This window comes from Nesterenkonia suensis (assembly GCF_054782935.1).
Genome location: NZ_BAAGRN010000009.1, coordinates 262,935 through 287,118, shown reverse-complemented (window position 1 = coordinate 287,118; position 24,184 = coordinate 262,935). Strand labels below are relative to the sequence as shown.

The following is a 24,184-nucleotide window of genomic DNA, read 5'->3' as shown; positions in this document are numbered from 1 at the left end:
AGGCGGCGGCCCCGGCTGAGGCTCCACGGCCGCCGCCTCATCGCATGCCGCCTCATCCCACTGCGGAGCAGGACGTCGCGTCGTAGTCTGTCCTGTGAGTCGGGCGCCCCACCGGCGTCTCGCCCCCAGAACCGTTCCGCACCATCTAGGATTCATCCATGAGCTCCCCCGAGAACATCAGCACCGCCGCCACTCAGCCTGCCAGCACCCTCCCGGGCACTCGCTTCACCGGGGTCGGAGTCTGCCCCGGCCGCGCCGTCGGGCCGGTGCTGTCCATGCCGGAGCCGGTCGAGGAGCCGGAGAACGCGCCCCGGGACTCAGGGATCGCCGAGGCCAGCGCGGTGGAAGCGCTCGAGGCCGCCACGGCCGCCGTGGCCGAGCAGCTGCGCGCCCGCGCCGCCGAAGCCTCCGGAGACGCCAAGGGCGTGCTCGAGGCCACCGCCATGATGGCCACCGACTCGATGCTGAAGAAGGCCGCCGTCAAGCGCATCGCCGGCGGCAAGACGGAAGAGCGTTCCTTCTACGAGGCCGCCGCGGAGGTCACCGAGATGCTCGCCTCCCTGGGCGGGAAGATGGCGGAGCGCCAGCGCGACGTCCGCGACGTCCGCGACCGGGTGATCGCCCAGCTGCGCGGCGTCACCCCACCAGGGATCCCGCACAGCGACACCCCGTTCATCCTGCTGGCCGAGGATCTCGCCCCGGCCGACACCGCCACCCTGGACCCGGAGAAGGTGCTGGCGCTGGTCACCCAGGACGGCGGGCCACAGTCCCACACGGCGATCATCGCCCGCTCCCTGGACCTTCCCGCCGTGGTCGCGGCCACTGACGTGCTGCAGATCCCTGACGGCACCGAGATCCACGTCGACGGTGCCGCCGGGCTGATCGACACCGAGGTGACCGACGCGCTGAAGGCCGAGGTGCAGGCCCATCGGGAGCGCCGAGCGAAGATCGCCGCCTTCGACGGCGACGGTCGACTCGCTGACGGCGCTCCCCTGCCGCTGCTGGCCAATGTGGGCAACGGGGCCGACGCCCGCGCCGCCGCCGAGGCCGGCGCCCAGGGGGTGGGGCTGTTCCGCACCGAGTTCCTGTTCTTCGATCGCGACTCCGAGCCCGGCCACGACGAGCAGGTCGCCGCCTACCGCCAGGTCTTCGAGGCCCTGGCCTCCCGGGGGACCGCCGAGGCCCCGGCGAAGGTCGTGCTGCGCACCCTCGACGCCGGCGCGGACAAGCCGCTGCCCTTCCTCACCGACGCGGACGAGCCGAACCCCGCCCTGGGCGTGCGCGGATTCCGCACTGAGCTCTCCTCCCCCGGTGTGCTGGCCCGTCAGCTCGCCGCCGTCGCAGAGGCGGAGAGGACCGCCGGAGAGACCGTGGACGTCTGGGTCATGGCCCCGATGATCTCCACCGCCGAGGAGGCCGCCCAGTTCCGCGCCATGGCTGACGAAGCCGGGCTGAAGACTCCCGGGGTGATGATCGAGGTCCCGGCCGCCGCGCTCACCGCCGGACCCATCACCGAGGAGGTCGAGTTCGTCTCCATCGGCACCAACGACCTCACCCAATACACGATGGCCTCAGACCGCCAGCTGGGCTCTCTCGCGGCCCTCAACGACGCCTGGCAGCCGGCGGTGCTGCAGCTCATCGGCGCGACCGGCTCGGCCTCCCACGGCCCCGTGGGCGTCTGCGGGGAGGCCGCCGCCGATCCCGCCCTGGCCCCGGTGCTGGTGGGACTGGGCGCCACCTCGCTGTCCATGAGCGCAGCCGCGCTGCCTTCGGTGGCCGCCGTGCTGCGCACGGTCAGCCCCGCCCAGGCCCAGGAGCTCGCGGCGGCCGCCACGGCCGCACGGAGCTCCGCGGAGGCCCGCGCCGCCGTCGTCGCCCAGCTGCCGGCCCTGCAGGAGCTGGGACTGGACTGACTCCGGCCCTGAGCCGCCCTGAATCGGGCCCAGGCCAGGCCCGGACCCACCCCGCGACGTCGTCGCGCACCATAGGATATGTACAGGCCTACGGCACCTGCCGCAGGAACCGACGACCACCCGAGCACGACTCCCGACCAGCAGGAGGAGAACCCATGGCCCAGAGGACCGCAACCATCGGCTCGAAGGCGGGACTGCACGCCCGTCCCGCCGCCGTCTTCGCCGAGGCGGCCAGCGCCCAGCCGGTGGAGGTGAGCATCGCGAAGGCTGACAGCCCGGACGAGACCTTCGAGGCCGGGAGCATCCTGGGCCTGATGGGGATCGGCGCCGAGTACGGCGACCAGGTCGTGCTCACCGCTGAGGGCGACGGCGCCGACGCCTCCCTCGACGAGCTGGTGCGCATCCTGGAGACCGAGCAGGACGACTGACCCTCACCCGGAGGGGCATGGCCGCCCCGTCGCGGAACACACGGAGGCCGGTGCGCGGATCACCCTGATCTGCGCGCCGGCCTCCGTACGTCGGGCCGGCCCTGCTGCGTCCGAGGCTCCGGGATCAGTCCCAGAAGTCGACGAGTCGGGCGTCGCGCCCGTCGAGCTCCGCCCAGGGCTTCTCGATCACGAAACGGGCCAATCCCGCCGTCGGGTATCGGGAGGCCAGGCGCAGCACCGGATCCTCCTCAGAGTCCACTGAGGCGAGATCCATGCCGAGATCCTGGACCGTGGGCAGATGGCCGATCACCAACAGGCGGCGCACCGTCTCTGGGGTCTCGTTGATCACGGAGAGCATGCCCCGGGAACCGGTGCCATAGAGGCGGCCGTCCAAGTAAGGGGTCGGGGCCTTCTCGCCGAGCTCATGGTTGATCCAGAGGCAGGTCTGGCGGGTGCGCATGGCGTCCGAGCAGAGGGTGGCATCCGGCTGGATCTGCGCCTCCACCATCCGCCGCCCCACGGTGCGCGCCTGCTCGGCGCCGTGCTCGGTCAACGTGCGGCCGTGGTCGTCCTCGGAGAAGGCGTGCCCCGCCTGCGCGTGACGGAGGACGAGCAGTTCGATGGTGTCGCTCATGATCTCCTCCCGAAGGCTCCTCCCGAAGCGCTGTGCGCCGATCAGAAGCCGATCAGATGCTGTACTCGGGGGCAGCCCAGACGGTGACCTCGGGGTGCTCGTAGAAGCGGTACCCCTGGCCACGCACGGTGCGCACCGTGTTGGCAAGCCGGCCCAGCTTCGAGCGCAGCCGCCGAATGTGGACGTCGATGGTGCGCTCGTTGGGCATCTGCTCCGCGTCGATGTTGCGCCACAGCGCCTGCAGCAGCTCTTCCCGGCCGACGGTGCGGGTGCCGTTCTCCACCAGGTAGTTCAGCAGCTCGAACTCCTTGTAGGTGAGGTTCAGGCCCTCCCCGTCGAGCTTGACCTCACGCCGGGAGAGGTCGATCAGCACTCCGGAGTTCGTCGGAGCCTGCGGCGCGGCGATGGGCGCCTCCATGGTCCGATGCGTGACGGTGGGGTCTCCGAGGGCCTGCCGGACGACGTCGAGATCGCTGCCTTCGGCCGCGGCCGAGGCCATCGCCATGGCGATATGGACCTGGGACTCCGGCGCGATGGACTCGACGTAGTCACGCAGCTCGGTGGCGATCTTGTGCAGAGAGGTCCCTGCCGCCGTGGCGGTGTCTTCGTCAAGTCCCACGTAGACGACGAAACCTCGGGCGACGACGTCGGGCTGCACGAGCTGAGGCCCTCCTCCATTCTGAGCCACCACGGGCACCGGAGCGGTGCGGGGCTGCTCGGAGGACCTGCCCCGGCCGGACTTGCCGCGCGTCGTCTGCTGGTCGCCGACGTCGCGCATTCGACGCGCAATCTCCGCACGGCGTGCCGCGTTGCGCACGGACACGTGGACATACCCGGGGGTGTGGGCCTGACTCGGATGTGCGGACATGTGCTGTTTCTCCCTGGCTGCCGGCCGGTGGATTCGCACTCCAGACTCCCCGTCACATAAGAAAAAAGCAAGTAACAAAGCCTGAGATATTCCACATGGTGAGACTCAGCGGCGTGTCTGTGAGCAGGCTCACACTTTTCGTGGGTGGCTGCCCGCTGTCCATGCCATGGACGCCGACCCTCAGGCGGCTCCGACGCCACCGGCGGAGACTCGCGTCTTCATCCGGCAGGATGCCCGCCGCCCGTGGTCCGGCACGCGCCCCCTCGCCCCAGCACAGGCACCACCTCAGGCGCCCTCAGGGGGCGAATCCTAGCGGTTGAGATCTGCCGGGAGCTGGACATGCCTCGTCAGACGGCCAGAGATCATTCAGCCAGGCCGTAGAGGCGATCGCCGGCATCGCCCAGCCCCGGGACGATGTAGGCGTTCTCGTCGAGCTTCTCGTCGATGGCCGCCAGGTACAGGTCCACGTCGAGATCACCGACCTCCTTCTCCAGCCGCTCTATACCCTCCGGGGCGGCGAGCAGACAGATGCAGGTGACCTCCTTAGCGTTGCGGCGCTTGAGGAATCCGATGGCTTCGGCCAGCGTGCCGCCGGTGGCCAACATCGGATCCAGCACGAAGACGTGACGGCCGGTGAGGTCATCAGGAAGCCGCTCGGCATAGGTGATGATGTCGAGGGTCTCCTCATTGCGGGCCATCCCCAGGAACCCGACTTCCGCCGTGGGAATCATCGACGTCATGCCGTCGAGCATGCCGAGGCCGGCGCGCAGGATCGGGACCACCAGAGGCGTCGGGCCGGCCAGCTGGGTGCCCTCGGTCTCGGTGACCGGGGTGGTGATGGTGATCGGCTCGGTGGCGATCGAATCACTCGCCTCGTAGGACAGCAGCATCACCAGCTCCTTGGTGAGCTGCCGGAAGTGGTTGGAGCTGGTCTCCGCCCGCCGGAGCTGGGTGAGCTTGTGGGCGATGAGCGGGTGTTCCACGACCTGTACACGCATGCGTCCAAACTACCAGCACCCTCGGACGCCAGTAGGCTGGTCTCATGCCGTCCGCCCCGCGCCGCGATGCTCCCAGTGATCTGCGCCGCCATGCCCGACGTGACGAGCCTCTCGACCCCCCGGACCCCCGAGACGCCGCCGTCCAGCACCGGTTGCTCGACCGGTGCCTGGAGCTGGCCGAGCAGGCCGCCGTCGCCGGGGACGTGCCGGTGGGCGCCGTCGTGGTGGACCCGGACGGCCAGATCATCGGGCAGGGCCACAACACCCGGGAGGCCGACGCTGATCCGGCCGGCCACGCGGAGCTGATCGCCCTGCGCGAGGCTGCACGACGCCGCGGCACCTGGCGTCTGGAGGACTGCACGCTGGCCGTCACCCTGGAGCCCTGCCCCATGTGCGCCGGGGCGATCGTCCTGGCCCGGATCCGCCGAGTGATCTTCGGAGCCTGGGACGAGAAGGCCGGCGGGGCCGGGTCGGTGTTCGACATCCTGCGGGAGCCGCGGCTCAACCACTGGGTGGAGGTGCACCCCGGTGTACGCGCCGAAGAGTGCTCCGCCCAGCTCAGCGAGTTCTTCGCCACGCGGCTGCGCGACGGCGGACCGGGTTCCGAGCCCGGGGACTGATGCCGGGATCGAGGCCGCCTCATGGGGTGGCTGCAGGCGCATGCTGCCGGAACAGGGCGGTTGCTAGAGTTGCGCGGTGCTCTCCGCAGACCTCTCCCCCGATCTCACGGCCGCCCTGACGCGTGCCGAGTCCCTGATCGCGCTGACTCCCGACTACCCCGAGCCGGGCGTGCTGTTCCGTGACATCTCATCGCTGCTGGTGGACGCCGCCGCGCTGGAGGCTGTGACGGAGGCGCTCATCCACCCGTTCCGTGGAGGCTTCGACGTCGTCGCCGGCATCGAAGCCCGTGGTTTCCTCCTGGCAGGAACCATCGCGAGCGTCACCAGGGTGGGGATGCTACCGATCCGCAAGGCGGGCAAGCTGCCGAACCCGGCCGCGAGCGTCGAGTATCACCTGGAGTACGGTTCCGCAGCGATCGAGGCCCCCGGAGTGCTGGAGCCCGGCGCCCGGGTGCTGCTGGTCGACGACGTGCTGGCCACCGGCGGCACACTGGCCGCCTCCCGGCAGATCATCGCCGCACTGGGCGGCGAGGTCGTCGGCGCCGCCGTCGTCCTGGAGCTGGAGGAGCTGGGCGGGCGCGCGACCGCCGGCGCGGTGCACGCCCTGTTCCGCGCCGGGGACTGAGCAGGTGCGTTTGGAACCCGGGGGCCTTCTTCGGTAGCATCGTCAGGTCTGAGGTGACGTGTCCGAGCGGCCGAAGGTGCGACACTCGAAATGTCGTGTACGGTAACCCCGTACCGTGGGTTCAAATCCCACCGTCACCGCCAGTTTCGAAGGCCCCGGATCCTTGATATTTCAGGGATTTGGGGCCTTCTTCATGCTCGAGACAGGCCCCGGGTAAGCGGCAGAAATGTGTGTACAGCGTGACCTGGGATCGTTGATGTGACGCCGATGTAGAGGGTTACACATGCTTTGAAAGCATGTGGAGTGACTCCTCCGACGAATCAGCCGCTCTGTGGTGTAGGATCCTGACCCCTGATCTGGGACACGCTGATTCCAGCACGCTGCTGGAGAAGCGAGAATCTAAGAGATGGCAAGGAAGATTATACGGACGAGTTCCGTCGCCGAGCGGTCGATCTGTACGAGTCGACGCCCGGCGCGACGCTCAAGGGCATGGCGCGAGACCTCGGGATCTCGCGGGGCGCGTTGAAAGAGTGGGTCGACAAACTCGGCTCCGGGAGCACGGCGGCGTCGCTTGCGACGCCTCCTTCGACGGGCCGGCCCGAGTCACCTTCGGCGAGGATCACGCGGCTCGAAAGCGAACTGGCCGCCTCACGAGCCGAGTCCCGCAAGCTCGCCGAGGAGCGCGACGTCCTCCGCCAGGCGGCCAAGTATTTCGCCGGGGAGACGAGCTGGTGAATCTCTTCCAGTTCGTCGAGGACCACAAGGACGCCTGGGGCGTGAAGCGGTTGTGTCAGGTGCTCGAGATCGCGAGGTCCTCGTTCTACGCCTGGCTTTCCGGGGCCCCGGGGCGCGCCGCGCGGGCGCAGGCCGACACGGCCCTGGCAGAACGAATCCGGGTGCTGCAGGACCCACGGCAGGGCGGCGACCGGGCGTTGGGCGCGCCGCGGATCACGGACGACCTCAACGAGGGCGTCGCCACGGAGGCGCGGATCAATCACAAGCGCGTCGCCCGGGTGATGCGCGAACACCAGCTTGCCGGGATCCGGTTGCGCAAGCGCGTGAAGACCACCATCCCCGCCCAGTCGGAGCGTCGATTCCAGGACCTGATCGGTCGTGACTTCGCCATCGGCGAGCCGGGCCGCCGCTACGTCGGCGACATCACCTGCTTGCCCGTCGCTGACGGCACGACCCTCTCCTTCGCGTCCTGCATCGATCTCGGCTCCCGCAAGCTCGCCGGTTGGGCGATGGCCGACCACATGCGCACAGAGCTCGTCGAGGACGCGCTGAAGGTCGCCTGGCGGGAGCGCGGCAGCCTGCGCGGCGCGATCTTCCACTCGGACCACGGGTCCGGTCTACACCTCGAAGTCGTACGCCGCTCTCTGCGAGGGTCTCGGCGTGGTCCAGTCGATGGGCGCGATCGGCTCGTCGGCCGACAACGCCCTCGCGGAAAGCGTGAACGCGACCCTCAAGCGCGAACTCCTCGAGGGTGCTCCGACGTTCCCTGACCAGGCGACGGCCTACCGGGCCGTGTTCCGGTGGGCGAACCGCTACAACACCGCCCGCCGGCACTCCGCGATCGGCAACATCCCGCCGAACCGCTACGAGGTCGCCGCGTCCGAGACGGACACCTGCGTTACGCTCGCGGAAGCGGCATAACTCAACCGACACCGTGTCCACGATCCGGGGTCAAGGCCCCTGGAGATCGGCACCCGCAGCGATCCCGAGCTCGAACGCCAGGCCCTGACGATTCTCCAACAGCTCACGTGCCCACAACCCGCTTGACAGCAATAGGAGCATCCACTCCACCGGACTTGACCTGCGGTGAAACCACCTACGCACAGCGCGTACCCGGCACGTAGCGTCCATACTTGGATAGGCCCCAAGGGAGGTGAGACACCCATGTCACACCGCATCCGGGCGGAGGCCCTACGTGGCGGCACAGCGCTTGTCATCTCGAAGGTGTCGTGCACACAGTGTGAGCACCAGTGACACCGCGACCGCACTGACCAGCATTGGTGTGTTCAGAAGACTCTGCCACCAACCGAGTAGATCACCCACCACGGAAACTGTGACGATCAGCGCCAACAGAGTCGAAACCCCGAACAGTACATGTGACAGGAGACGACTGCTCATGGTTCCTCCTTGATCAGCGGGGCCAGCAGACGACAGGGCCTATGTGAGGCTTCCGGATAGAAATACCGTTATCGTTCCAGTTGCAGAGGTTAGCGACACCTGCCCCAGCGGCAAAGGCGCCGGCAATGACTCCAGCGACAGCCCCACCGACACCCGTCCAAGACATAATAGCGGCGGTCAGTGCGGAGACGCCGGCTCCGGCCCCCAAAAGCTTGTTGAGGTTGGCAGTGGCCGAACCGTTCAGCCACATCTGAACACCCCACCATTCAATGCTATGGCCACCCCAAGACGTTGCTGACGTGGTGACCGCCCTCTGGTCAATGACGAGCTCATCAGCCGCAGCCCGTTCTGTAACTGACTGTTCCGCCGCAACCTGGTTGCTCTCCGCGATAGAGGCCTCAACAAGACGCACTTCTTCGGCGTCAGCGTCATAGCCTTCAGGAAGCTTGAGGACAAACTCTCCACTGTCGGTCACGTCGACGAATTCATCATATCTTTCAATGACATCCTCAGTGATTCCTTCATTGGCCCCGACCAATTCGGATGCACCGTCGACCGAAGAAGACTCAGCCACATTGGCTGAGCTTACGCTTCTATCGACCTCGCTGGCCCCGGCGGGCACCGCATGCCCGGCCACCAGGGCCCCGCAGGCGAACAGGCCGATAGTCGAGAAGGCCGATTTTTTGGCATGCCTATACATATTCTCCCCTCCTGCTGATATCGAGTGCATGTCAAGGTGCTCGCCATCGTGGACACATGGCGTGAACGCATGACAGCGCCGAAGATAGAGATCTGCGTCACGGATGTCAATGATGTAGACGAAAGTAGAGCCTGACCACTGTGCGCTATACGCGTCCTCTCCGATCGATGGTCTGAACGCTGGGCGGAGTGATCCACCAGTCGGGGCGACACCGCCCGTCGTGTCCTCACCGCCCGCCCGTGGGTCGCGCCTCTCGGTCCAGGCGCGGCAGGTCTCTGATAAGGGCCTTTATCACGGCATGGAAAGCCCCCCCGTTAGCTTCTAAGGGCACCGTTTCTCCGGCAGGATGAGTGGTGTTGTCCGGTCCGGCTCCTGGGCATGATCGTTTGCCCCCAGTCAGGTGATGATCCGGGGGAGGTGTTGTCACCCAGGAGCTGGTCTCGTGCGGATCGTGGATCGCTGATAGAGGCCCCCCCGTCGCGTGACCCGGAACTGCCGAGCAGGCCGCCGCGAGAACCCTCCGAAGAGCGGCGGCCCTGAAGCTGTGGTTGCTTCGCGCCAGGAAGTGCCTGCACTCTCCGACCCTGTCAGACCTCCCAGCTGGTGTCGGTAGTGGCAGATATCAACAGTCTTGGCGCAGGAGGAGCGGGGCGCTCCGCCACACCGGAGGCCTGCAGCCAAAGGGGACGGAGAGAGACCATGGCAAGCCCGAAGTTCGACGCGGCGAATGACCTCATCGCCGCCACCAGACGGTTCGAGGAGGCCGAGGCCAGCTACACCGGCAGACCCCTGAGGGCAACGATTCCCAGGCCACCCTCCAGGACCTCCTGGAGGTCCATCGCGACGTCGTCAGAGCCGCGGTGATTCTGAGGAACGCGCCGGCCGACCCAAAGGTTGGAGAGGCGGCAGGAGAGCTTCTGCTGCAGCGCATCGATTGGGCCGTTGATGTGAAGACTCCTCAGGCATGGGAGGCCTCGGCGGCCGCAGCCATCGAGATGCTGCGCAACCAGAGCCCCGCAGCGAACCAGGTCAAGGCCGAGTGGATGGAGGCAGCGAAGCCCCTCCTCGATCTCGGTCGAGAGCTGAAGTATCGCGCAGAGGAACGGAGCAGGAAGGCCTGGCTGGATGGAGCACGTATGGCCGGTCAGCAGGGTGCCGGTGCCGACATCCGCGTCGGCCAGGGCCGCTCATTCGGGGACGGCACCCGCACCGCAGGGTCCGCGGGCCTCAGCCCGGCCGGGGACCGCGGCGGCCGGTGACGACGGCGACGGGTCACTCCTCATCCCGCCAGGACAGTCCGTTCTCCGCGAGCGCCTCGGTGAGCAGGCGGATGACCTTGGGCCCGACACCGTGGATGGCCAGCAGCTCCTTCGGCGTGTGTGCGGCCGCCTGTGCCAGTGACCGGATGCCATGGTGGGAGAGCTCGCGTACGGCAGTCCTGCCGATGGAGTCCGGAAGATCACCGACGGGTCTGATGTCAGGTGAGCCCATGGAGCTCAGTCCTCTCTCCGGCGTGGTGTAGAACTCTGTGGTTCGCCGGGCGGCCGCCTCCGCCTGGTCCACCGGGGTCCCGGCGGCGTGGGACGCACGGCCCCAGGCTGCGCTGCTGCCGGCGATGAACTCTGCGGCCGCCGGGGTGGTCACCCAAAGGGTCTGTTCCCCCGGCACTGTGCTGCCGGTGCGCAGGTGATGCCCCAGCCCCAGCAGAGCCAGGTCCCAGCCCACTCCCCCGGCCCCCGGCCCGTAGGTGACCCAGAAGGCCTGCGGCACCATCCCCCGGTGTTCCACCCTCAGCTTCGTCGCATGCCCCACCGCATGGGGGAACTTAGGTTCCGCAGGTTCACTGTGGAGCAGCACCTGCGAGACGTCCTCGCCGAACTCCCAGCTGAGCTGCATCTCCCCCGATCCGCCTCCCTGGGGAGGCACACAGCGTTCCACTGCCCCTGAGGCGTTGTCCTGCACGGCGAACCGCCCACCCAGGTGCAGCTCCCCGGTGACCGAGCCGAACCATTGCGCCAGGCGGTCTGCCCGCGTGACGCACTCCCAGAGCTCTTCGGGGCCCACTGGGAACGTCTGAGAGAGCCGCGTGGTGACGGTGACGCCGTCGTCGCCAGGGTGGACCTCCAGCTCCCGGCGGACGGCGTCCAGCTGTCCCTCAGCCGTGATGATCCGCTCCCCGGAGCGGTCAGAGGGGCCGGAGGCGCTGCGGCGGGGCGGGTACATGAGGGACATTCACCCAGATCCGGTGCCTTGCCGACAACTCGTCCAGGCTGAGAGTTCCCCACCGTTCATCCCAGGGTCTGGTCCAGTTCTCCCTGACCTGTTTGGATGGACAACGAAAGACGCCGCACCCGCAAGGTGCCTGCGGCGCGCCGACACTCCGATCGCTGGTGGCCGCACCACACACAGTGCGGACCGCACGACACGATGAGGACACCACTGCCCCATGCGCACATCAGGCGAAGGAACGCTCCGCCCCGTCACGGCTCGTGCTCTGGCCGGCCTCGCCGCCGCCGGGCTCGCCGTCTCCCTGGTCGGACCCGCCCCGGCCCCCGCGGACTCCACCGGCACCGACGACGGGGCGCCGGTCGTCATCAGCGAGGTCTACACCACCGGGGCCGGTCAGGACGCCGCCTTCGACGAACGGTTCATCGAGCTCCACAACCCCGGCGACGAACCCGTCGAACTGGACGGCTGGTCGGTCTCCTACCGCCCCGCATCCCGCGGCGAGGACAACCTGACGCCCTCCGGTCACGTGACACTGACCGGGACCATCGAGGCCGGCGGCCACTATCTGATCGCCAACCCCGGGTTGAGCGCCGCCGACGGCGAGCCCCTCCCCGAGCCCGACACGCGGCTCAGCGGCGGCACCGCCATCCGCGACGGCGTCATCTGGCTGTCCTCCACCCCCGAACGTGTGGACGTCCCTCTCGGCGATGTGCAGGACCATGAGGACGTCGTCGACCTGATCGGCTACGGCGGAGCGAACACCTACGAGACGGCAGCCGCGCCGTCGCCGTCGGACGGGTCCGATGTGCGCTCCATCGCCCGGGTGGACGAGGCCGTGGACACCGATGACAACTCCGCCGACTTCGCCCTCTCCGAGGCCATCACCCCCACGAACAGCGCCGGGGAGCAGTCGGTCCATGTGCCGGAGGAGGCCGAGCGCCAGGACCCGACGGAACTGGAGATCAACGAGATCCCGCGCAGCCTGGACCCGGCGGAGAACGAGCTGCTGGAACAGCCGGTGACCGTGCGCGGCGTGGTCACGGCCGCCTACCCCACCGGCGGCTTCGACGGGTTCACCCTGCAGACCGAGGGCACCGGCGGAGATCTGGACCTGGACTCCCACGAGGCCTCAGACGGGATCTTCGTCTACTCTCCGTGGCGCGCGGAGGAGGTCGAGGTCGGTGACTTCGTGGAGATCACCGCCGACGTCACCACCTACTCCGGCCAGGTGCAGCTCTCCCTCTATCCGGGCTCCGCGCAGACGCCCGAGCATGAGCTCGCGCTGATCGCCGATGAGCCGCACGAGGAGGTCAAGCCGGCGGTCGTCGAGATCCCAGAGACCGACGCTGAGCGGGAAGCCCTGCTGGGCATGCTGATCGACCCGCAGGGCACCTACACCGTCACCGACCACTACACGCTGAACCAGTACGGTGAGATCGGCATCGTGCTCGACGACGAGCCGCTGATCAACCCGACCTCCGCGCACCGTCCGGGCCCTGAGGCCGACGCGCTGGCCGAGGAGAACGCCCAGCGGGTCATCTACCTCGACGACGCCGCGACCACGACGTACCACCGCTCCCCCGGCTGGGACCAGGAACTGCCGTACCTGAGCGCTGACGAGCCGGTCCGGATCGGCGCCGAGGTCGAGTGGCAGAACACCGTCGTGATGGATCGCCGCTTCGATCAGTGGCGGCTGCAGCCCACCGGGCACCTCACCCCGGAGACCGCCGACGCCGTCCAGCCGGCCAGCTTCGAGGACACCCGAGCAGGCCGGGAGACTCCGGTGGCGCGCGACGGCGACCTACGCATCGCCGGGTTCAACGTGCTGAACTACTTCGTGACCCTCGGTGAGGACGAGGAGGGCTGCGAGTACCACGCCGACCGGGACGGCGAGCCCACCACGGCCGACTGGTGCGAGGTGCGTGGCGCCTGGTCCGCCGAGTCCTTCGAACGCCAGCAGGCCAAGATCGTCGACGCGATCAACGCCATGGACGCCGACGTCGTTGCGCTGCAGGAGATGGAGAACTCCGCGCGCTTCACCGACGACGTCGACCGCGACCTCGCCCATGAGCGTCTGGTGGAGGCCCTCAACGAGGACCTCGGCACGCAGACCTGGGAGTTCGTGGCCAGCCCCGAGGCCACTCCAGCCCCGGAGGACGAGGATGTGATCCGCAACGGCTTCATCTACCGGGCTGACGCCGTGGAGCCGGTGGGCGAGTCGGTGATCCTCTTCGAGGAAGGGGTCGCCGAGATCATGACTCCTGAACTGCAGTCCTTCGACCTGGCCGAGGTCTACTCCAACGCCCGGGAGCCGCTGGCCCAGCAGTTCCAGCCGGTGGACGGTGACGCCGAGGACCGTTTCATCGCCATCGTCAACCACTTCAAGTCCAAGGGCTCAGCCCCCGACGGTGGGCCCAACGCGGACTCCGGCGACGGCCAGGGAGCCTGGAACGCCGACAGGGTAGAGCAGGCGCGCGCCCTGGTGGCCTTCGCCGACGCGCTGGAGGAGGACACCGGCACCGACCGCGTCTTCCTGATGGGTGACTTCAACTCCTATGAGCGGGAAGACCCGCTGCAGGAGATCCTTGAGGCCGGGTACACCAACGTGTCCGCCGAGACCGGTCAGCACAGCTACATGTTCGACGGCCGTGTCGGATCCCTGGACCACCTCTTCGCCTCGGAGGCCGCCGCCGAGTCCGTCTCCCAGGCCGAGATCTGGAACATCAACGCCGTGGAGCCGATCGCGCTGGAGTACAGCCAGTACAACGGCAACGCCTCCGATCTGTTCCGAGCCGACCTGTGGCGCGCCTCCGACCACGACCCGATCGTCGCTGACCTGCGTCTCAGTGCCGCCGAAGACCCCGGCGACGACGAGGACGAGGGCGGCGAGGACGGCTCCGGGGAAGACGGCGAGGCTTGGCCTCCACGCGGTCCGGGCAACAACAACGGCCGTGGCCCGGGTGCAGGAGACGCACCCGGTGAAGGCCGCGGCCCGGGCGAGGGCCGGGGGCACGAGCGGGAGGACCACCCCGGCAACGGCCCTGGGCAGAACAACGGGAACGGCCGCACGGACTGACACCGCCCGCATCCCACGTTGAGCTGGTGCGTTTCCGCCGGAACAAGGCCTCCAGCGGCCTCATTTCGGCCGAAACACACCAGCTCAACGCGGGCGGGGTCGTGCCTCAGCGGGACTGCTGACCCAGCGGGGAGACGATCGCGTCCACCCGTTGGAAGGACTTCAGATCCGAGTAGCCGGTGGCGGCCATCGCCCGGCGCAGACCGCCCATCAGATTCGAGGAGCCGTCGGTGTGGTGGGCGGGCCCCCAGAGGACCTCCTCCAGCGGCGCCACCGTGCCCACCCGAGTGCGGTGGCCCCGCGGGAAGTCGGGGTGCACAGCCTCCGGGCCCCAGTGCCAGCCGCGCCCCGGGGCCTCTTCGGCACGGGCCAGAGTGGTGCCCAGCATGACGGCGTCGGCCCCCATGGCCAGCGCCTTGACGATGTCCCCGGAGGATCCCAGCCCGCCGTCGGCGATGACATGGACGTAGCGTCCCCCGGACTCGTCCAGGTAGTCCCGTCGGGCGGCGGCGACGTCAGAGATCGCGGTGGCCATCGGCACACGGATGCCCATCGCCCGGCGGGTGGTGGTGGAGGAGCCGCCGCCGAAGCCGACCAGGACCCCGGCCGCACCGGTACGCATCAGATGCAGCGCCGGGGTGTAGCCGGCCGCCCCGCCCACGATCACCGGGACATCGAGCTCGTAGATGAACTCCTTGAGGTTCAGCGGATCGCCGTTCTGCGCGACATGCTCGGCCGAAACGGTGGTGCCGCGGATGACGAACATGTCAACCCCGGCCTCGACCACGGTCTGGTAGAACTCCTGGGTGCGCTGCGGGGTCAGCGAGCCGGACACCACGACGCCTGCCTCTCGGATCTCCGCCAGCCGCGCCTTGATCAGCTCGGCCTTGATCGGCTCCGCATAGAGCTGCTGCAACCGCCGGGTGTTCTCCGGCGAGATCTCATCGTCGGAGAGATGCTCGATCTCCTCCAGCACCGGGGCCGGGTCCTCGTACCGAGTCCACAGGCCCTCCAGGTTGAGCACCCCGAGCCCGCCCTGGCGCCCCAGAGCGATCGCCGTCTCCGGAGACATCACCGAGTCCATCGGCGCCCCGATGACCGGGGTCTGGAACGTGTACGCATCGATCTGCCAGTCCAGGCTCACATCCTGGGGACTGCGGGTCCGCCGGCTCGGGACGACGGCGACGTCGTCCAGCGCCCAGGCGCGGCGACCGCTCTTGGCCAGGCCGATGGGGATCTCGTTGCTCAACTGGTGCTCCTTGCTCTCGCAGGGGTTGTCTTCACGTGGTCAGCGGGACCTGGCCGGCCCCCGATCGTCTCCTCCGCACGGGCCGTTCAGCCGCCCGGAGCCGTCTCCCAGGACTCCCGGACATGCGCGGCAGCCCAGAAGCGGTGCTCGTAGGCGCAGCCTCGCTCGAAGGCGGCCAGCATGCGGGCGCGCAGGGCCGCGTCGGCGGCCTCGTAGAGCTGCTCGAAGATGTCGATCGCCTCCTCCACCGCCCGGTCGAACTCGGGGTCCGAATACACCTCGACCCAGCTGCGGTACGGGTGATCCGACATGGACTCGCCGATGCTCTCCACCAAGTGGCGGCCCACCTCGGCGTAGACCCAGAAGCAGGGAAGCACTGCGGCCACGGCCACCTCATGGTCGTCGACGGCCGCGCTGGCCACCAACCAGCTGGTATACCCCTGCGTCGTCGGCGAGGGGCGCGGGGAGCCGTCGTCGTCGGCCATCTCGACGGCCAGGGCGGAGAACTCCTCCGAGCTCATCAGCTCGGCCTGCATGGCCTGCTCCTCGGCGATCGTGTCCGAGGTGGCCCGCGCCCAGAACCGACGATGCGCGGACGACGGCGCCCGGGCCGCCAGCAGGGTCATCGCCTGCCCGTAGCCGGAGAGGTAGGCCGAGTCCTGCAGCAGGTAGTGCACGAAGATCTCCGCCGGCAGGGTCCCGTCCGCCAGCGCGGCGAGGAACTCCAGCTCAGAGATCCGCGCCAGCACCTGTCGGGAGTGCCGCCAGGCGGTGAGCCCGTGCTCCCCGGCACGAAGCGCCGGAGAGTCCACATACGGCGCCGAGGCTGCGTCCCGCGCAGTGGTGTCACGTCCGGTGGTGTCGCTTCCGGTGGTGTCGCTTCCGGTGGTGTTCATGCCGGCCCGCCGTCAGCGACGCCGGTAGTTGGGCGATTCGACGGTCATCATCACGTCATGCGGGTGGGACTCCTTCAGTCCTGCCGAGGTGATGCGGACGAACTTGCCCTTGATCTTCAGCTGGTCGATGGTGTGCGCCCCGACGTAGAACATCGTCTGACGCAGCCCGCCGGTGAGCTGGTGGACCACGGCCGAGAGCGGGCCGCGGTACGGCACCTGGCCCTCGATCCCCTCGGGGATGAGCTTCTCGTCGTCCGGGACGTCCGCCTGGAAGTAGCGGTCCTTCGAGTAGGAGGTGTTCTTCCCGCGGGTCTGCATCGCACCCAGCGAGCCCATGCCCCGGTAGGCCTTGAACTGCTTGCCGTTGTAGAACACGAGGTCACCGGGGGACTCGGCGGCCCCGGCCAGCAGCGACCCCAGCATCACCGAGTTCGCACCGGCCACCAGGGCCTTGCCGATGTCTCCGGAGTGCTGCAACCCGCCGTCGGCGATCAGCGGCACCCCGGCCGGGATGGCGGCCTTGGCCGCCTCGTGGATCGCTGTGACCTGCGGCACGCCTACCCCGGCGACCACCCGGGTGGTGCAGATGGACCCGGGGCCCACTCCGACCTTGATGGCGTCCGCACCGGCGTCGATGAGCGCCTGGGCACCCTCACGGGTGGCGGCCTGACCGCCGATGACATCGACTCCGGCGGCGTGCGGCTCGGCCTTGAGCTTGGCGATCATGTCCAGCACGCCGCGGGTGTGACCGTTCGCGGTGTCGACCACCAGGACGTCCACCCCGGCATCGATGAGCGTCATGGCGCGCTCGAATCCCTCACCGAAGAATCCGACGGCGGCACCGACACGCAGCCGGCCCTCGGAGTCCTTGGTGGCCTGCGGGTACTTGTCGGCCTTGTCGAAGTCTTTGATGGTGATCAGACCGGTGAGGCGGCCGTCGTCGTCGACCAGCGGCAGCTTCTCCACCCGGTGCTCCGAGAACAGTGCGATGACCTCCTCGCGGGAGATGCCCTCCTGCGCCGTGACGAGCGGCTGGGGCGTCATCTTCTCGTAGACCTTGGTGGTCAGGTAGTCCTCGGAGGCGACGAAGCGGATGTCCCGGTTGGTGATGATGCCCAGCAGCTTCTTCTCGCCGTCGACCACCGGCAGTCCGGAGACCCGGTAGTGGGCGCAGAGGGCGTCGAGGTCCTCCAGCGTGGCGTCCGGGGTGATGGTCACCGGGTCCGAGATCATGCCCGACTCGGAGCGCTTGACCTGGTCGACCTGCTGGGCCTGGTCCGCGATGGAGAGATTCCGATGCAGGATCCCGATGCCGCCGAGGCGGGCCAGGGCGATCGCCATCGGCGCTTCGGTGACGGTGTCCATGGCCGCGGAGGCCACCGGGGTGTTCAGCGTGATGTTCCGGCTGAACGTCGTGGAGGTGTCAGCGTCGGACGGAATCACGTCGGTGGCGCCGGGCAGGAGGAGGACGTCGTCGTAGGTCAGGCCCACGAAGCCGAAGGGGTCGTGTTCCTCTGCGGTGGTCTCAGTCACGGGGTGTCGCCTCTTCATTGGTCACAGGTGCTGGCGGGGTCGCGGCGGCGGACGCGCCGTCGTCGATGTCAGGGCCACAACAAGTCTACTGCCGCCGAGATTCCTGCGCCTCCGGCTGACGACGGGGTCGCCGCGAGGCTCCCGGCCGGGGCGGAGCCACCGGTGCGGCGGCCAATGTGACAGCATATGAACTTAACTGTTCATATTTCTGAAGATATCGCTCATAGTGGTGTGCAGACAGTTGCGCACCACTGCCGCATCACACACCTGCAGCGAAAGGCACCATCGCATCATGAGCACCGAAGAGGCATCCACGCCTGAAGAGAACACAAGTCCCGCACGGCGCTCCAGCGGCAAGCTGGCCGTGGCCTTCGTCGCCGTGGCGGCCCTGGCGGCCACCGCCGGCGTCGTCGTCTCCCAGAGCATCAGCGACGACGACGCCTCGCCCGCAGCCGCTCCCGGCAGCTCCGGCGAGCAGGCCGCCACCGTGGCGAATGTTCAGGTCACCGGCGAGCACCGCGGATACGACGAGGTCCACCAGGGCGGCGACGACGACCTGGAGAACGTGCTGGTCTCCACCGAGTGGCTGGCCGACCGGCTCGACGAGGGCGACCTCGCCGAGCAGGGCATCGTCCTGATCGACGTCTCCGAGGAGCTGCCCACCTCCGAGCTGACCTCCTACTCCGAGGCGCACATCCCCCAGGCCCAGTACGTGAACTGGTCCACCGAGTTCACCCAGCCCAACACCCGCGAGTTCATCTCCCAGGACGAGTTCACCGAGCTGGCCCAGTCGCTGGGCATCGACGACGGCGACACGGTCGTCCTCTACGGCGACTCCAACAACTGGTTCGCCGCCTACGCCGCCTGGGTCTTCAAGCTCTACGGCGCCGAAGACGTCCGCCTGCTCGACGGCGGCCTGCACAAATGGGAGGTCTACGACGAGCGCGAGCTGACCGAGGAGGTCCCCGACGTCGCCGAGGGCACCTGGGAGGCCCAGCCGCAGAACCTCGACATCCGCGCCCTGCAGCCGGAGGTCCTCGAGGTCGCCGAGGAGAACGTCGACGGCGCGTCGGACACCACTCTGGTGGACATCCGCTCCGCCGACGAGCACGACGGCGCCATCGGCGTGGACCCGGAGATCTTCGAAGGCGAGTCCACCTCCATCTGGGGCCACATCCCCGGTTCGGTGAACGTCTCCTGGGGTGAGATCGTCGACCCCGAGACCGGTCAGTTCCTGCCGGCCGACGAGATCCGCGCCATCTACGAGGACGCCGGCGTGGACCTCGACAGCCCGATCATCACCTACTGCCGCATCGGCGAGCGCGCCTCGCACACCTGGTTCGCCCTGAGCCAGATCCTCGGCGCCGACGCTCAGGTCTACGACGGCTCCTGGACCGAGTGGGGCAACTCGGTGGGCGTGCCGGTGGCCAACAACACCGACGAGCGGGCCGGCCTGTGGGGCAGCGGCAGCGGCTCGTGAGCACCGCCACGGAATCCTCGACGGAGCCCGCTCGCCGCACCGGCGGGGCGGGCTCCGTCTCGGTCTCGGCCGATCGGCCGCTGGGCTGGACCCCGGCGGACACGGTGCGCACGTCCGTCGCGCTGGGCGTGGCGGCACTGCTGCTGGGGCTGGCCGCCTGGCTGGCGGTCACCGGCGGGGAAGGCCTCGGCGGTTCGAACGCCGCCTTCGCGCTGCTGATCGGTGCCGGGCTGGGCATCCTGTTCGAGCGCGGCCGGTACTGCTTCTTCTGCGTGTTCCGTGACTTCTTCGAGAAGGGCAGCTCCCGCGGACTGTACGCCGTGCTGGTCTCGATCGCCGTGGGGATGATCGGCTATGCCGTGGTCTTCTCCCTGCGGGTGTCCAACCCCACCGGCGGCACCGTCCCCTCCGACGCCCACATCGCACCGGTCTCGCTGGCTCTGGTGATCGCCGGTCTCGCCTTCGGGCTGGGCATGGTGATCTCCGGGGGCTGCATCGCCGGCCACCTCTACCGGCTGCCTGAAGGTCATCTGCGCTCGATCCCGGCGCTGGTCGGCGTCGTCATCGGCTTCGGCGCAGGCTTCCTCTCCTGGGAGTTCATGTACTCCGGCTTCATCGCCGGCGCCCCGACGCCCTGGTTGCCGGCCGGAGGCGGGTACACCGTCGCCGTCGTGCTGCAGCTGGCCGTGCTGACCGGCCTGGGCATCTGGCTGCTGCGTTGGAACCCGCCGGTGCAGGGCCGCGGCGATCGCGTCGTCGACGCCACCGAGGTCCGTCGGCTGCTGTTCTTCAAGCGCTGGCCTGCACTGGCCACCGGTGCCGGCGTCGGCGTCCTGGCCGTTCTGGCCTACTACAAGGACCAGCCGCTGGGCGTGACCAGCCAGATCTCCTCGCTGACCCGCACCGGCATGGACTCCGCCGGGCTGCTGCCGAACTTCATGCCCGGGCTGGACGAGCGGCTGGCCGGCTGCGTGGCGGTGGTGGTGCACACCATCACCACCAACGGCTGGCTGATCCTCGGGATCGTGCTCGCCTCGTTGGCCGCCGCACTGCCCGGGCGGCGGATCCGTGTGGAACGGATGACCGGCTGGAACTCGCTGACCGCGACGATCGGCGGGGTGCTGCTGGGCTGGGGGGCGATGATCGGGCTGGGCTGCACCATCGGCGTGCTGCTCTCCGGGACCCAGGCCATGGCGCTCTCCGGCTGGGTCTTCGGGGTGGCGGTCTTCGTCGCCGCCGGCGTCGGATTCAAGCTCCAGCTGCACCGCCGGGCGAACCCCGGGGTCTATCGCTGAGCGGCCTTCCCAGAGAAGGCCACGGACCCGCTGTCTGAGATGTCACAGGGATGGCCTTAGCACTCTGCTTGACCGAGTGCTAAGGCCGTCCTAAAGTTTGTGTTGGCACTCGAGGTCATCGAGTGCTGAATCGGCGCCGGCGTCACCGGCGTCGGAGCCTGAAGGGGCGCCGTCCGGCACCGCGACGACGGATCGGTCACTCCCAAGGCGCACAACAACACTGCCTGAGGCATGACGTCGGCGTCACACGACTCGCTGCCCGGGCTGAGCACAGACCCGATTCGACTTCACGCAAAGGAGAGAGCTGACGTGTCAGTCTCCATCAAGCCCCTCGAGGATCGCATTGTTGTCCGCCCCCTGGAAGCTGAGCAGACCACCGCTTCCGGTCTGGTGATCCCGGACACCGCCAAGGAGAAGCCGCAGGAGGGCGAGGTCGTGGCCGTGGGCCCGGGCCGCGTCGACGACAAGGGCAACCGCGTCCCGGTCGACGTCGCCGAGGGCGACGTCGTCATCTACTCCAAGTTCGGCGGCACCGAGGTCAAGGTCGGCGGCGACGAGTTCCTCGTCCTGAACGCTCGCGACGTCCTGGCTGTCGTCGAGAAGTGATCGCGGATCTCCCGCACACTTCTCGAGACCCCCACCTGAGACGCAAAGGAAGCAACTCATATGGCAAAGCAGCTTGAGTTCGACGATGTCGCCCGGAAGGCACTCGAGGCCGGCATCGACAAACTCGCCGACACCGTCAAGGTGACGCTGGGCCCCAAGGGCCGCAACGTCGTCCTCGACAAGTCCTGGGGCGCACCGACCATCACCAATGACGGCGTGACCATCGCCCGCGAGATCGAGGTCGAGGACTCCTACGAGAACCTCGGCGCGCAGCTCGCCAAGGAAGTCGCCACCAAGACCAACGACGTCGCCGGTGACGGCACCACCACCGCCACTGTGCTCGCCCAGGCCCTGGTCAAGGAGGGCCTGCGCAACGTGGCCGCCGGCGCCGCGCCGAGCGAGATCAAGCGCGGCATCGAGACGGCCGTCACCGCGGTGACCGATCGCCTGAAGAAGAACGCGCGCGACGTCGAGGGCGCTCAGGTGGCCCACGTCGCCGCGATCTCCGCCCAGAACGACGAGGTCGGCGAGCTCATCGCCCGCGCCTTCGACGCGGTGGGCACCGAGGGCGTCATCACCATCGAGGAGTCCTCCACGACGTCGACCGAGCTCGACATCACCGAGGGCATGCAGTTCGACAAGGGCTACCTCTCCCCGCACTTCGTCACTGACGCAGACCGTCAGGAGGCCGTGCTGGAGGACGCCCAGATCCTCATCCACCAGGGCAAGATCTCCAACATGCAGGAGTTCCTGCCGCTGTTGGAGAAGGTCCTGCAGTCCAAGAAGCCGCTGTTCATCATCGCCGAGGACGTCGAGGGCGAGGCCCTCTCCACGCTGGTGGTGAACAAGATCCGCGGCACCCTGAACGCCGTCGCGGTGAAGGCTCCGGGCTTCGGCGACCGCCGCAAGGCCATGCTGGAGGACATCGCGATCCTCACCGGCGCCCAGGTGGTCTCCCCCGACCTCGGGCTGAAGCTCGACCAGGTGGGCACCGAGGTGCTCGGCTCCGCGCGCCGCGTGACCGTCACCAAGGACAGCACCACCATCGTCGACGGCGCCGGCTCGACGGAGGACGTCGAGGCCCGCGCCGCCACGATCAAGGCGCAGGCCGAGGCGACCGACTCCGAGTGGGACCGTGAGAAGCTGCAGGAGCGGCTGGCCAAGCTGGCCGGCGGCATCGGCGTCATCAAGGTCGGCGCGGCCACCGAGGTGGAGCTCAAGGAGCGCAAGCACCGCATCGAGGACGCAGTGTCCTCCACGCGTGCCGCGCTCGAGGAGGGCATCGTCGCCGGTGGCGGCACCGCGCTGATCAACGCACTGTCCGCTCTGGACGAGGACTCCACCGTCCAGGCGCTCGAGGGCGACGCCGCCGCCGCGGTGGGCATCGTCCGCCGTGCGCTGGTGCAGCCGCTGCGCTGGATCGCCCAGAACGCCGGCGAGGACGGCTTCGTCGTCGCCTCCAAGGTCGCGGACCTGGAGCCGAACCACGGCTTCAACGCCAAGACCGGCGTCTACGGCGACCTGATCGCTGACGGCGTCATCGACCCGGTGAAGGTGACCCGTTCTGCGCTGCAGAACGCGGCCTCCATCGCGGCGCTGGTGCTGACCACCGAGACGCTGATCGTGGAGAAGAAGGACGACGAGGACGAGCACTCCCACTGATCCTCTGATTCGTCTCAGAGGAGGGGCCCCGGCACGTCACCCGACGCGCTGGGGCCCTTTCTCTGTGACGGCACCTCCCCATGCGTTGAGATGGTGGGTTTCAGCCGGAATCCCGCCGTCGACGGCCTCTTTCCGGCAGAAACTCACCACGTCAATTGATCAGGAGGGCACCGATCCGGGCAACGACGTGGATGAACCCCTCCCTGAGATCGACCCGATTGGCTCGCGCCACATGCCAGCCGTCCCGCTGGAACGCTCCGTCACGCCACTCGTCCCCTGCCTGCTGCTCGGCGGAGAAGTGATGGGCCCCCTCGTACTGGATCGCCACCCGCCACCGGCGGTACGCCAGGTCCGTGACCGGGCTGAAAGGATCCTCCGGGTGAAGCCGCGCCTGCAGCTCAGGCTCCGGACATCCTGCCTCCACGAGTCGCAGCCGCAGCAGCGTCTCCGGCGGAGAGTCCGCTCCGACCCGCACGCGTCCAAGGGCCTCTCGAGCCGGCACGATCCCCCGCGTATGACCGTGTCGGGAGAGGCATGACCAGAGCTGATCACGGGTCGACCACGGGTGCGAACGGCTCTCGAACACCGCACGCGGCTGCCGCACGAGGGCATCTCCCAGGACGACCAGTTCGTCATGCTGGAGCAGAGGCATGAGATCGATCAGCACCCGTTCGGGAGAGGCGATCCGCAGCCCCTGATGCTCGACGACTTCCCCGGTCAGACACTTGACCGGGCCGTGCTGGCGCACAGGCCCGAGTTCTGCTGCCGTCCGACTGCGGAAGGCGCCACTGACATGGAGACAAGGGTCCGCAGCCAGCCGCGGAGGAAGGGGAAGCCCGTAGAGACGGGCCGCTGTGGTGTGACTCAGCCAGGCCTCAGGCGCCCGCTCGCACAGCGCGGTCAGCAGACCCACGTCCAGCGCGGCGGTCGACTCCGGCTCACCTGTTCCCCCAAGACTCTGCGGCCCCGGCACGTGGCGATAGATGCCACACGCGACTCGCTCGATGTCACGCGCCCGAAGTCGCTTCTCCGGCACGCCTGCGCACAAGGCCTGACGACGGGTGAAGATCTGACCGTGCAACGAGGGCGGCAGCGGGGCAGGATGACGCATGACCATCAGCCTGCCGGAACCGTCGCACGGGCACAGCCCTCAGGAGGCACCTGTGGAAAACGCCCCATAGACGAGTTGAGCTGGTGAGTATCCGTCCGAATCGACCACATCATGGCCGCTTTCCGGCA

19 protein-coding genes, 1 tRNA gene and 1 pseudogene are annotated in these 24,184 nt (G+C 68.5%); 12 read left to right on the top strand and 9 right to left on the bottom strand.

From position 1 onward, the window contains the following. Nucleotides 1–158: 158 nt before the first annotated feature. Both ptsP and ACYVKI_RS09945 read left to right on the top strand, forming a co-directional pair. Nucleotides 159–1,913: a phosphoenolpyruvate--protein phosphotransferase gene (gene ptsP, locus ACYVKI_RS09950; RefSeq protein ID WP_460690188.1), complete on the top strand. Its 1,755-nt coding sequence runs from the start codon at nt 159–161 to the stop codon at nt 1,911–1,913. A 155-nt stretch (nt 1,914–2,068) separates the two neighbouring features. Further along, nucleotides 2,069–2,341 (top strand): HPr family phosphocarrier protein, encoded by a 273-nt coding sequence (locus ACYVKI_RS09945; protein ID WP_460690187.1) that lies wholly within the window; start codon nt 2,069–2,071, stop codon nt 2,339–2,341. A gap of 124 nt (nt 2,342–2,465) precedes the next feature. Here ACYVKI_RS09945 and ACYVKI_RS09940 read toward each other — a convergent pair whose 3' ends face one another. From ACYVKI_RS09940 to upp, 3 genes are all read right to left on the bottom strand, one after another. Next, nucleotides 2,466–2,975 carry a SixA phosphatase family protein gene (locus ACYVKI_RS09940; RefSeq protein ID WP_460690186.1) on the bottom strand — a complete coding sequence of 170 codons (510 nt, stop codon included), beginning with the start codon at nt 2,973–2,975 and terminating at the stop codon, nt 2,466–2,468. 52 nt (nt 2,976–3,027) lie between these two features. Then, nucleotides 3,028–3,843 carry a winged helix-turn-helix domain-containing protein gene (locus tag ACYVKI_RS09935; RefSeq protein WP_460690185.1) on the bottom strand — a complete coding sequence of 272 codons (816 nt, stop codon included), beginning with the start codon at nt 3,841–3,843 and terminating at the stop codon, nt 3,028–3,030. A 362-nt stretch (nt 3,844–4,205) separates the two neighbouring features. Beyond that, nucleotides 4,206–4,841: a uracil phosphoribosyltransferase gene (gene upp / locus ACYVKI_RS09930; protein ID WP_460690184.1), complete on the bottom strand. Its 636-nt coding sequence runs from the start codon at nt 4,839–4,841 to the stop codon at nt 4,206–4,208. 44 nt (nt 4,842–4,885) lie between these two features. Here upp and tadA point away from each other — a divergent pair, with 44 nt between their 5' ends. From tadA to ACYVKI_RS09910, 4 genes and pseudogenes are all read left to right on the top strand, one after another. Further along, nucleotides 4,886–5,461 carry a tRNA adenosine(34) deaminase TadA gene (gene tadA, locus ACYVKI_RS09925; RefSeq protein WP_460690183.1) on the top strand — a complete coding sequence of 192 codons (576 nt, stop codon included), beginning with the start codon at nt 4,886–4,888 and terminating at the stop codon, nt 5,459–5,461. A gap of 76 nt (nt 5,462–5,537) precedes the next feature. Further along, complete coding sequence (locus ACYVKI_RS09920) at nt 5,538–6,086, top strand: adenine phosphoribosyltransferase (RefSeq protein ID WP_460690182.1); 549 nt, start codon at nt 5,538–5,540, stop codon at nt 6,084–6,086. A gap of 52 nt (nt 6,087–6,138) precedes the next feature. Beyond that, nucleotides 6,139–6,229: transfer RNA gene (locus tag ACYVKI_RS09915), tRNA-Ser, on the top strand. Nucleotides 6,230–6,455: 226 nt separating this feature from the next. Continuing rightward, nucleotides 6,456–7,742: pseudogene (locus ACYVKI_RS09910) on the top strand (IS3 family transposase). A gap of 490 nt (nt 7,743–8,232) precedes the next feature. Here ACYVKI_RS09910 and ACYVKI_RS09905 read toward each other — a convergent pair. After that, entirely contained in the window at nt 8,233–8,919 is a 687-nt protein-coding gene (locus ACYVKI_RS09905) for a hypothetical protein (protein ID WP_460690181.1), read from the bottom strand. A 947-nt stretch (nt 8,920–9,866) separates the two neighbouring features. Here ACYVKI_RS09905 and ACYVKI_RS09900 point away from each other — a divergent pair. Continuing rightward, nucleotides 9,867–10,178, top strand: a complete 312-nt coding sequence (locus ACYVKI_RS09900; RefSeq protein WP_460690180.1) for a hypothetical protein — start codon at nt 9,867–9,869, stop codon at nt 10,176–10,178. 13 nt (nt 10,179–10,191) lie between these two features. On the opposite strand, the gene ACYVKI_RS09895 is transcribed toward ACYVKI_RS09900, so the two are convergent. Beyond that, on the bottom strand, nt 10,192–11,142 hold the full coding sequence (locus ACYVKI_RS09895; protein ID WP_460690179.1) for a hypothetical protein: 951 nt from the start codon (nt 11,140–11,142) through the stop codon (nt 10,192–10,194). 223 nt (nt 11,143–11,365) lie between these two features. Here ACYVKI_RS09895 and ACYVKI_RS09890 point away from each other — a divergent pair, with 223 nt between their 5' ends. Next, complete coding sequence (locus ACYVKI_RS09890) at nt 11,366–14,224, top strand: ExeM/NucH family extracellular endonuclease (RefSeq protein ID WP_460690178.1); 2,859 nt, start codon at nt 11,366–11,368, stop codon at nt 14,222–14,224. Between the two features lie 106 nt (nt 14,225–14,330). Here ACYVKI_RS09890 and ACYVKI_RS09885 read toward each other — a convergent pair whose 3' ends face one another. From ACYVKI_RS09885 to guaB, 3 genes are all read right to left on the bottom strand, one after another. After that, complete coding sequence (locus ACYVKI_RS09885) at nt 14,331–15,473, bottom strand: GuaB3 family IMP dehydrogenase-related protein (protein ID WP_460690177.1); 1,143 nt, start codon at nt 15,471–15,473, stop codon at nt 14,331–14,333. An 86-nt stretch (nt 15,474–15,559) separates the two neighbouring features. Then, entirely contained in the window at nt 15,560–16,369 is an 810-nt protein-coding gene (locus ACYVKI_RS09880) for a TenA family protein (protein ID WP_460690176.1), read from the bottom strand. Between the two features lie 12 nt (nt 16,370–16,381). After that, on the bottom strand, nt 16,382–17,920 hold the full coding sequence (gene guaB, locus ACYVKI_RS09875) for an IMP dehydrogenase (RefSeq protein WP_460690175.1): 1,539 nt from the start codon (nt 17,918–17,920) through the stop codon (nt 16,382–16,384). A 274-nt stretch (nt 17,921–18,194) separates the two neighbouring features. Between guaB and ACYVKI_RS09870 the strand changes: the two genes are divergently transcribed. The 4 genes from ACYVKI_RS09870 (at nt 18,195) to groL (ending at nt 22,945) form a co-directional block, all read left to right on the top strand. Further along, nucleotides 18,195–19,382, top strand: a complete 1,188-nt coding sequence (locus tag ACYVKI_RS09870) for a sulfurtransferase (protein ID WP_460690174.1) — start codon at nt 18,195–18,197, stop codon at nt 19,380–19,382. Then, nucleotides 19,379–20,677 carry a YeeE/YedE family protein gene (locus tag ACYVKI_RS09865; RefSeq protein WP_460690173.1) on the top strand — a complete coding sequence of 433 codons (1,299 nt, stop codon included), beginning with the start codon at nt 19,379–19,381 and terminating at the stop codon, nt 20,675–20,677. The genes ACYVKI_RS09870 and ACYVKI_RS09865 overlap by 4 nt, the downstream gene beginning before the upstream one ends. A 309-nt stretch (nt 20,678–20,986) precedes the next feature. Next, complete coding sequence (gene groES / locus ACYVKI_RS09860; RefSeq protein WP_070160649.1) at nt 20,987–21,283, top strand: co-chaperone GroES; 297 nt, start codon at nt 20,987–20,989, stop codon at nt 21,281–21,283. Between the two features lie 60 nt (nt 21,284–21,343). Beyond that, a complete protein-coding gene (gene groL / locus ACYVKI_RS09855; RefSeq protein ID WP_460690172.1) occupies nt 21,344–22,945 on the top strand; it encodes a chaperonin GroEL in 1,602 nt (533 codons plus the stop codon). A gap of 151 nt (nt 22,946–23,096) precedes the next feature. Here groL and ACYVKI_RS09850 read toward each other — a convergent pair whose 3' ends face one another. Further along, entirely contained in the window at nt 23,097–24,056 is a 960-nt protein-coding gene (locus ACYVKI_RS09850; RefSeq protein ID WP_460690171.1) for a hypothetical protein, read from the bottom strand. Between the last annotated feature and the right edge of the window lie 128 nt (nt 24,057–24,184).

Bases quoted from the DNA above. Each gene is read 5' to 3' on its own strand.
- ptsP (WP_460690188.1), top strand. From the start codon at position 159: ATGAGCTCCCCCGAGAACATCAGCACCGCCGCCACTCAGCCTGCCAGC.
- ACYVKI_RS09945 (WP_460690187.1), top strand. From the start codon at position 2,069: ATGGCCCAGAGGACCGCAACCATCGGCTCGAAGGCGGGACTGCACGCC.
- ACYVKI_RS09940 (WP_460690186.1), bottom strand. From the start codon at position 2,975: ATGAGCGACACCATCGAACTGCTCGTCCTCCGTCACGCGCAGGCGGGG.
- ACYVKI_RS09935 (WP_460690185.1), bottom strand. From the start codon at position 3,843: ATGTCCGCACATCCGAGTCAGGCCCACACCCCCGGGTATGTCCACGTG.
- upp (WP_460690184.1), bottom strand. From the start codon at position 4,841: ATGCGTGTACAGGTCGTGGAACACCCGCTCATCGCCCACAAGCTCACC.
- tadA (WP_460690183.1), top strand. From the start codon at position 4,886: ATGCCGTCCGCCCCGCGCCGCGATGCTCCCAGTGATCTGCGCCGCCAT.
- ACYVKI_RS09905 (WP_460690181.1), bottom strand. From the start codon at position 8,919: ATGTATAGGCATGCCAAAAAATCGGCCTTCTCGACTATCGGCCTGTTC.
- ACYVKI_RS09895 (WP_460690179.1), bottom strand. From the start codon at position 11,142: ATGTACCCGCCCCGCCGCAGCGCCTCCGGCCCCTCTGACCGCTCCGGG.
- ACYVKI_RS09890 (WP_460690178.1), top strand. From the start codon at position 11,366: ATGCGCACATCAGGCGAAGGAACGCTCCGCCCCGTCACGGCTCGTGCT.
- ACYVKI_RS09880 (WP_460690176.1), bottom strand. From the start codon at position 16,369: ATGAACACCACCGGAAGCGACACCACCGGAAGCGACACCACCGGACGT.
- guaB (WP_460690175.1), bottom strand. From the start codon at position 17,920: ATGAAGAGGCGACACCCCGTGACTGAGACCACCGCAGAGGAACACGAC.
- ACYVKI_RS09870 (WP_460690174.1), top strand. From the start codon at position 18,195: ATGAGCACCGAAGAGGCATCCACGCCTGAAGAGAACACAAGTCCCGCA.
- groL (WP_460690172.1), top strand. From the start codon at position 21,344: ATGGCAAAGCAGCTTGAGTTCGACGATGTCGCCCGGAAGGCACTCGAG.
- ACYVKI_RS09850 (WP_460690171.1), bottom strand. From the start codon at position 24,056: ATGCGTCATCCTGCCCCGCTGCCGCCCTCGTTGCACGGTCAGATCTTC.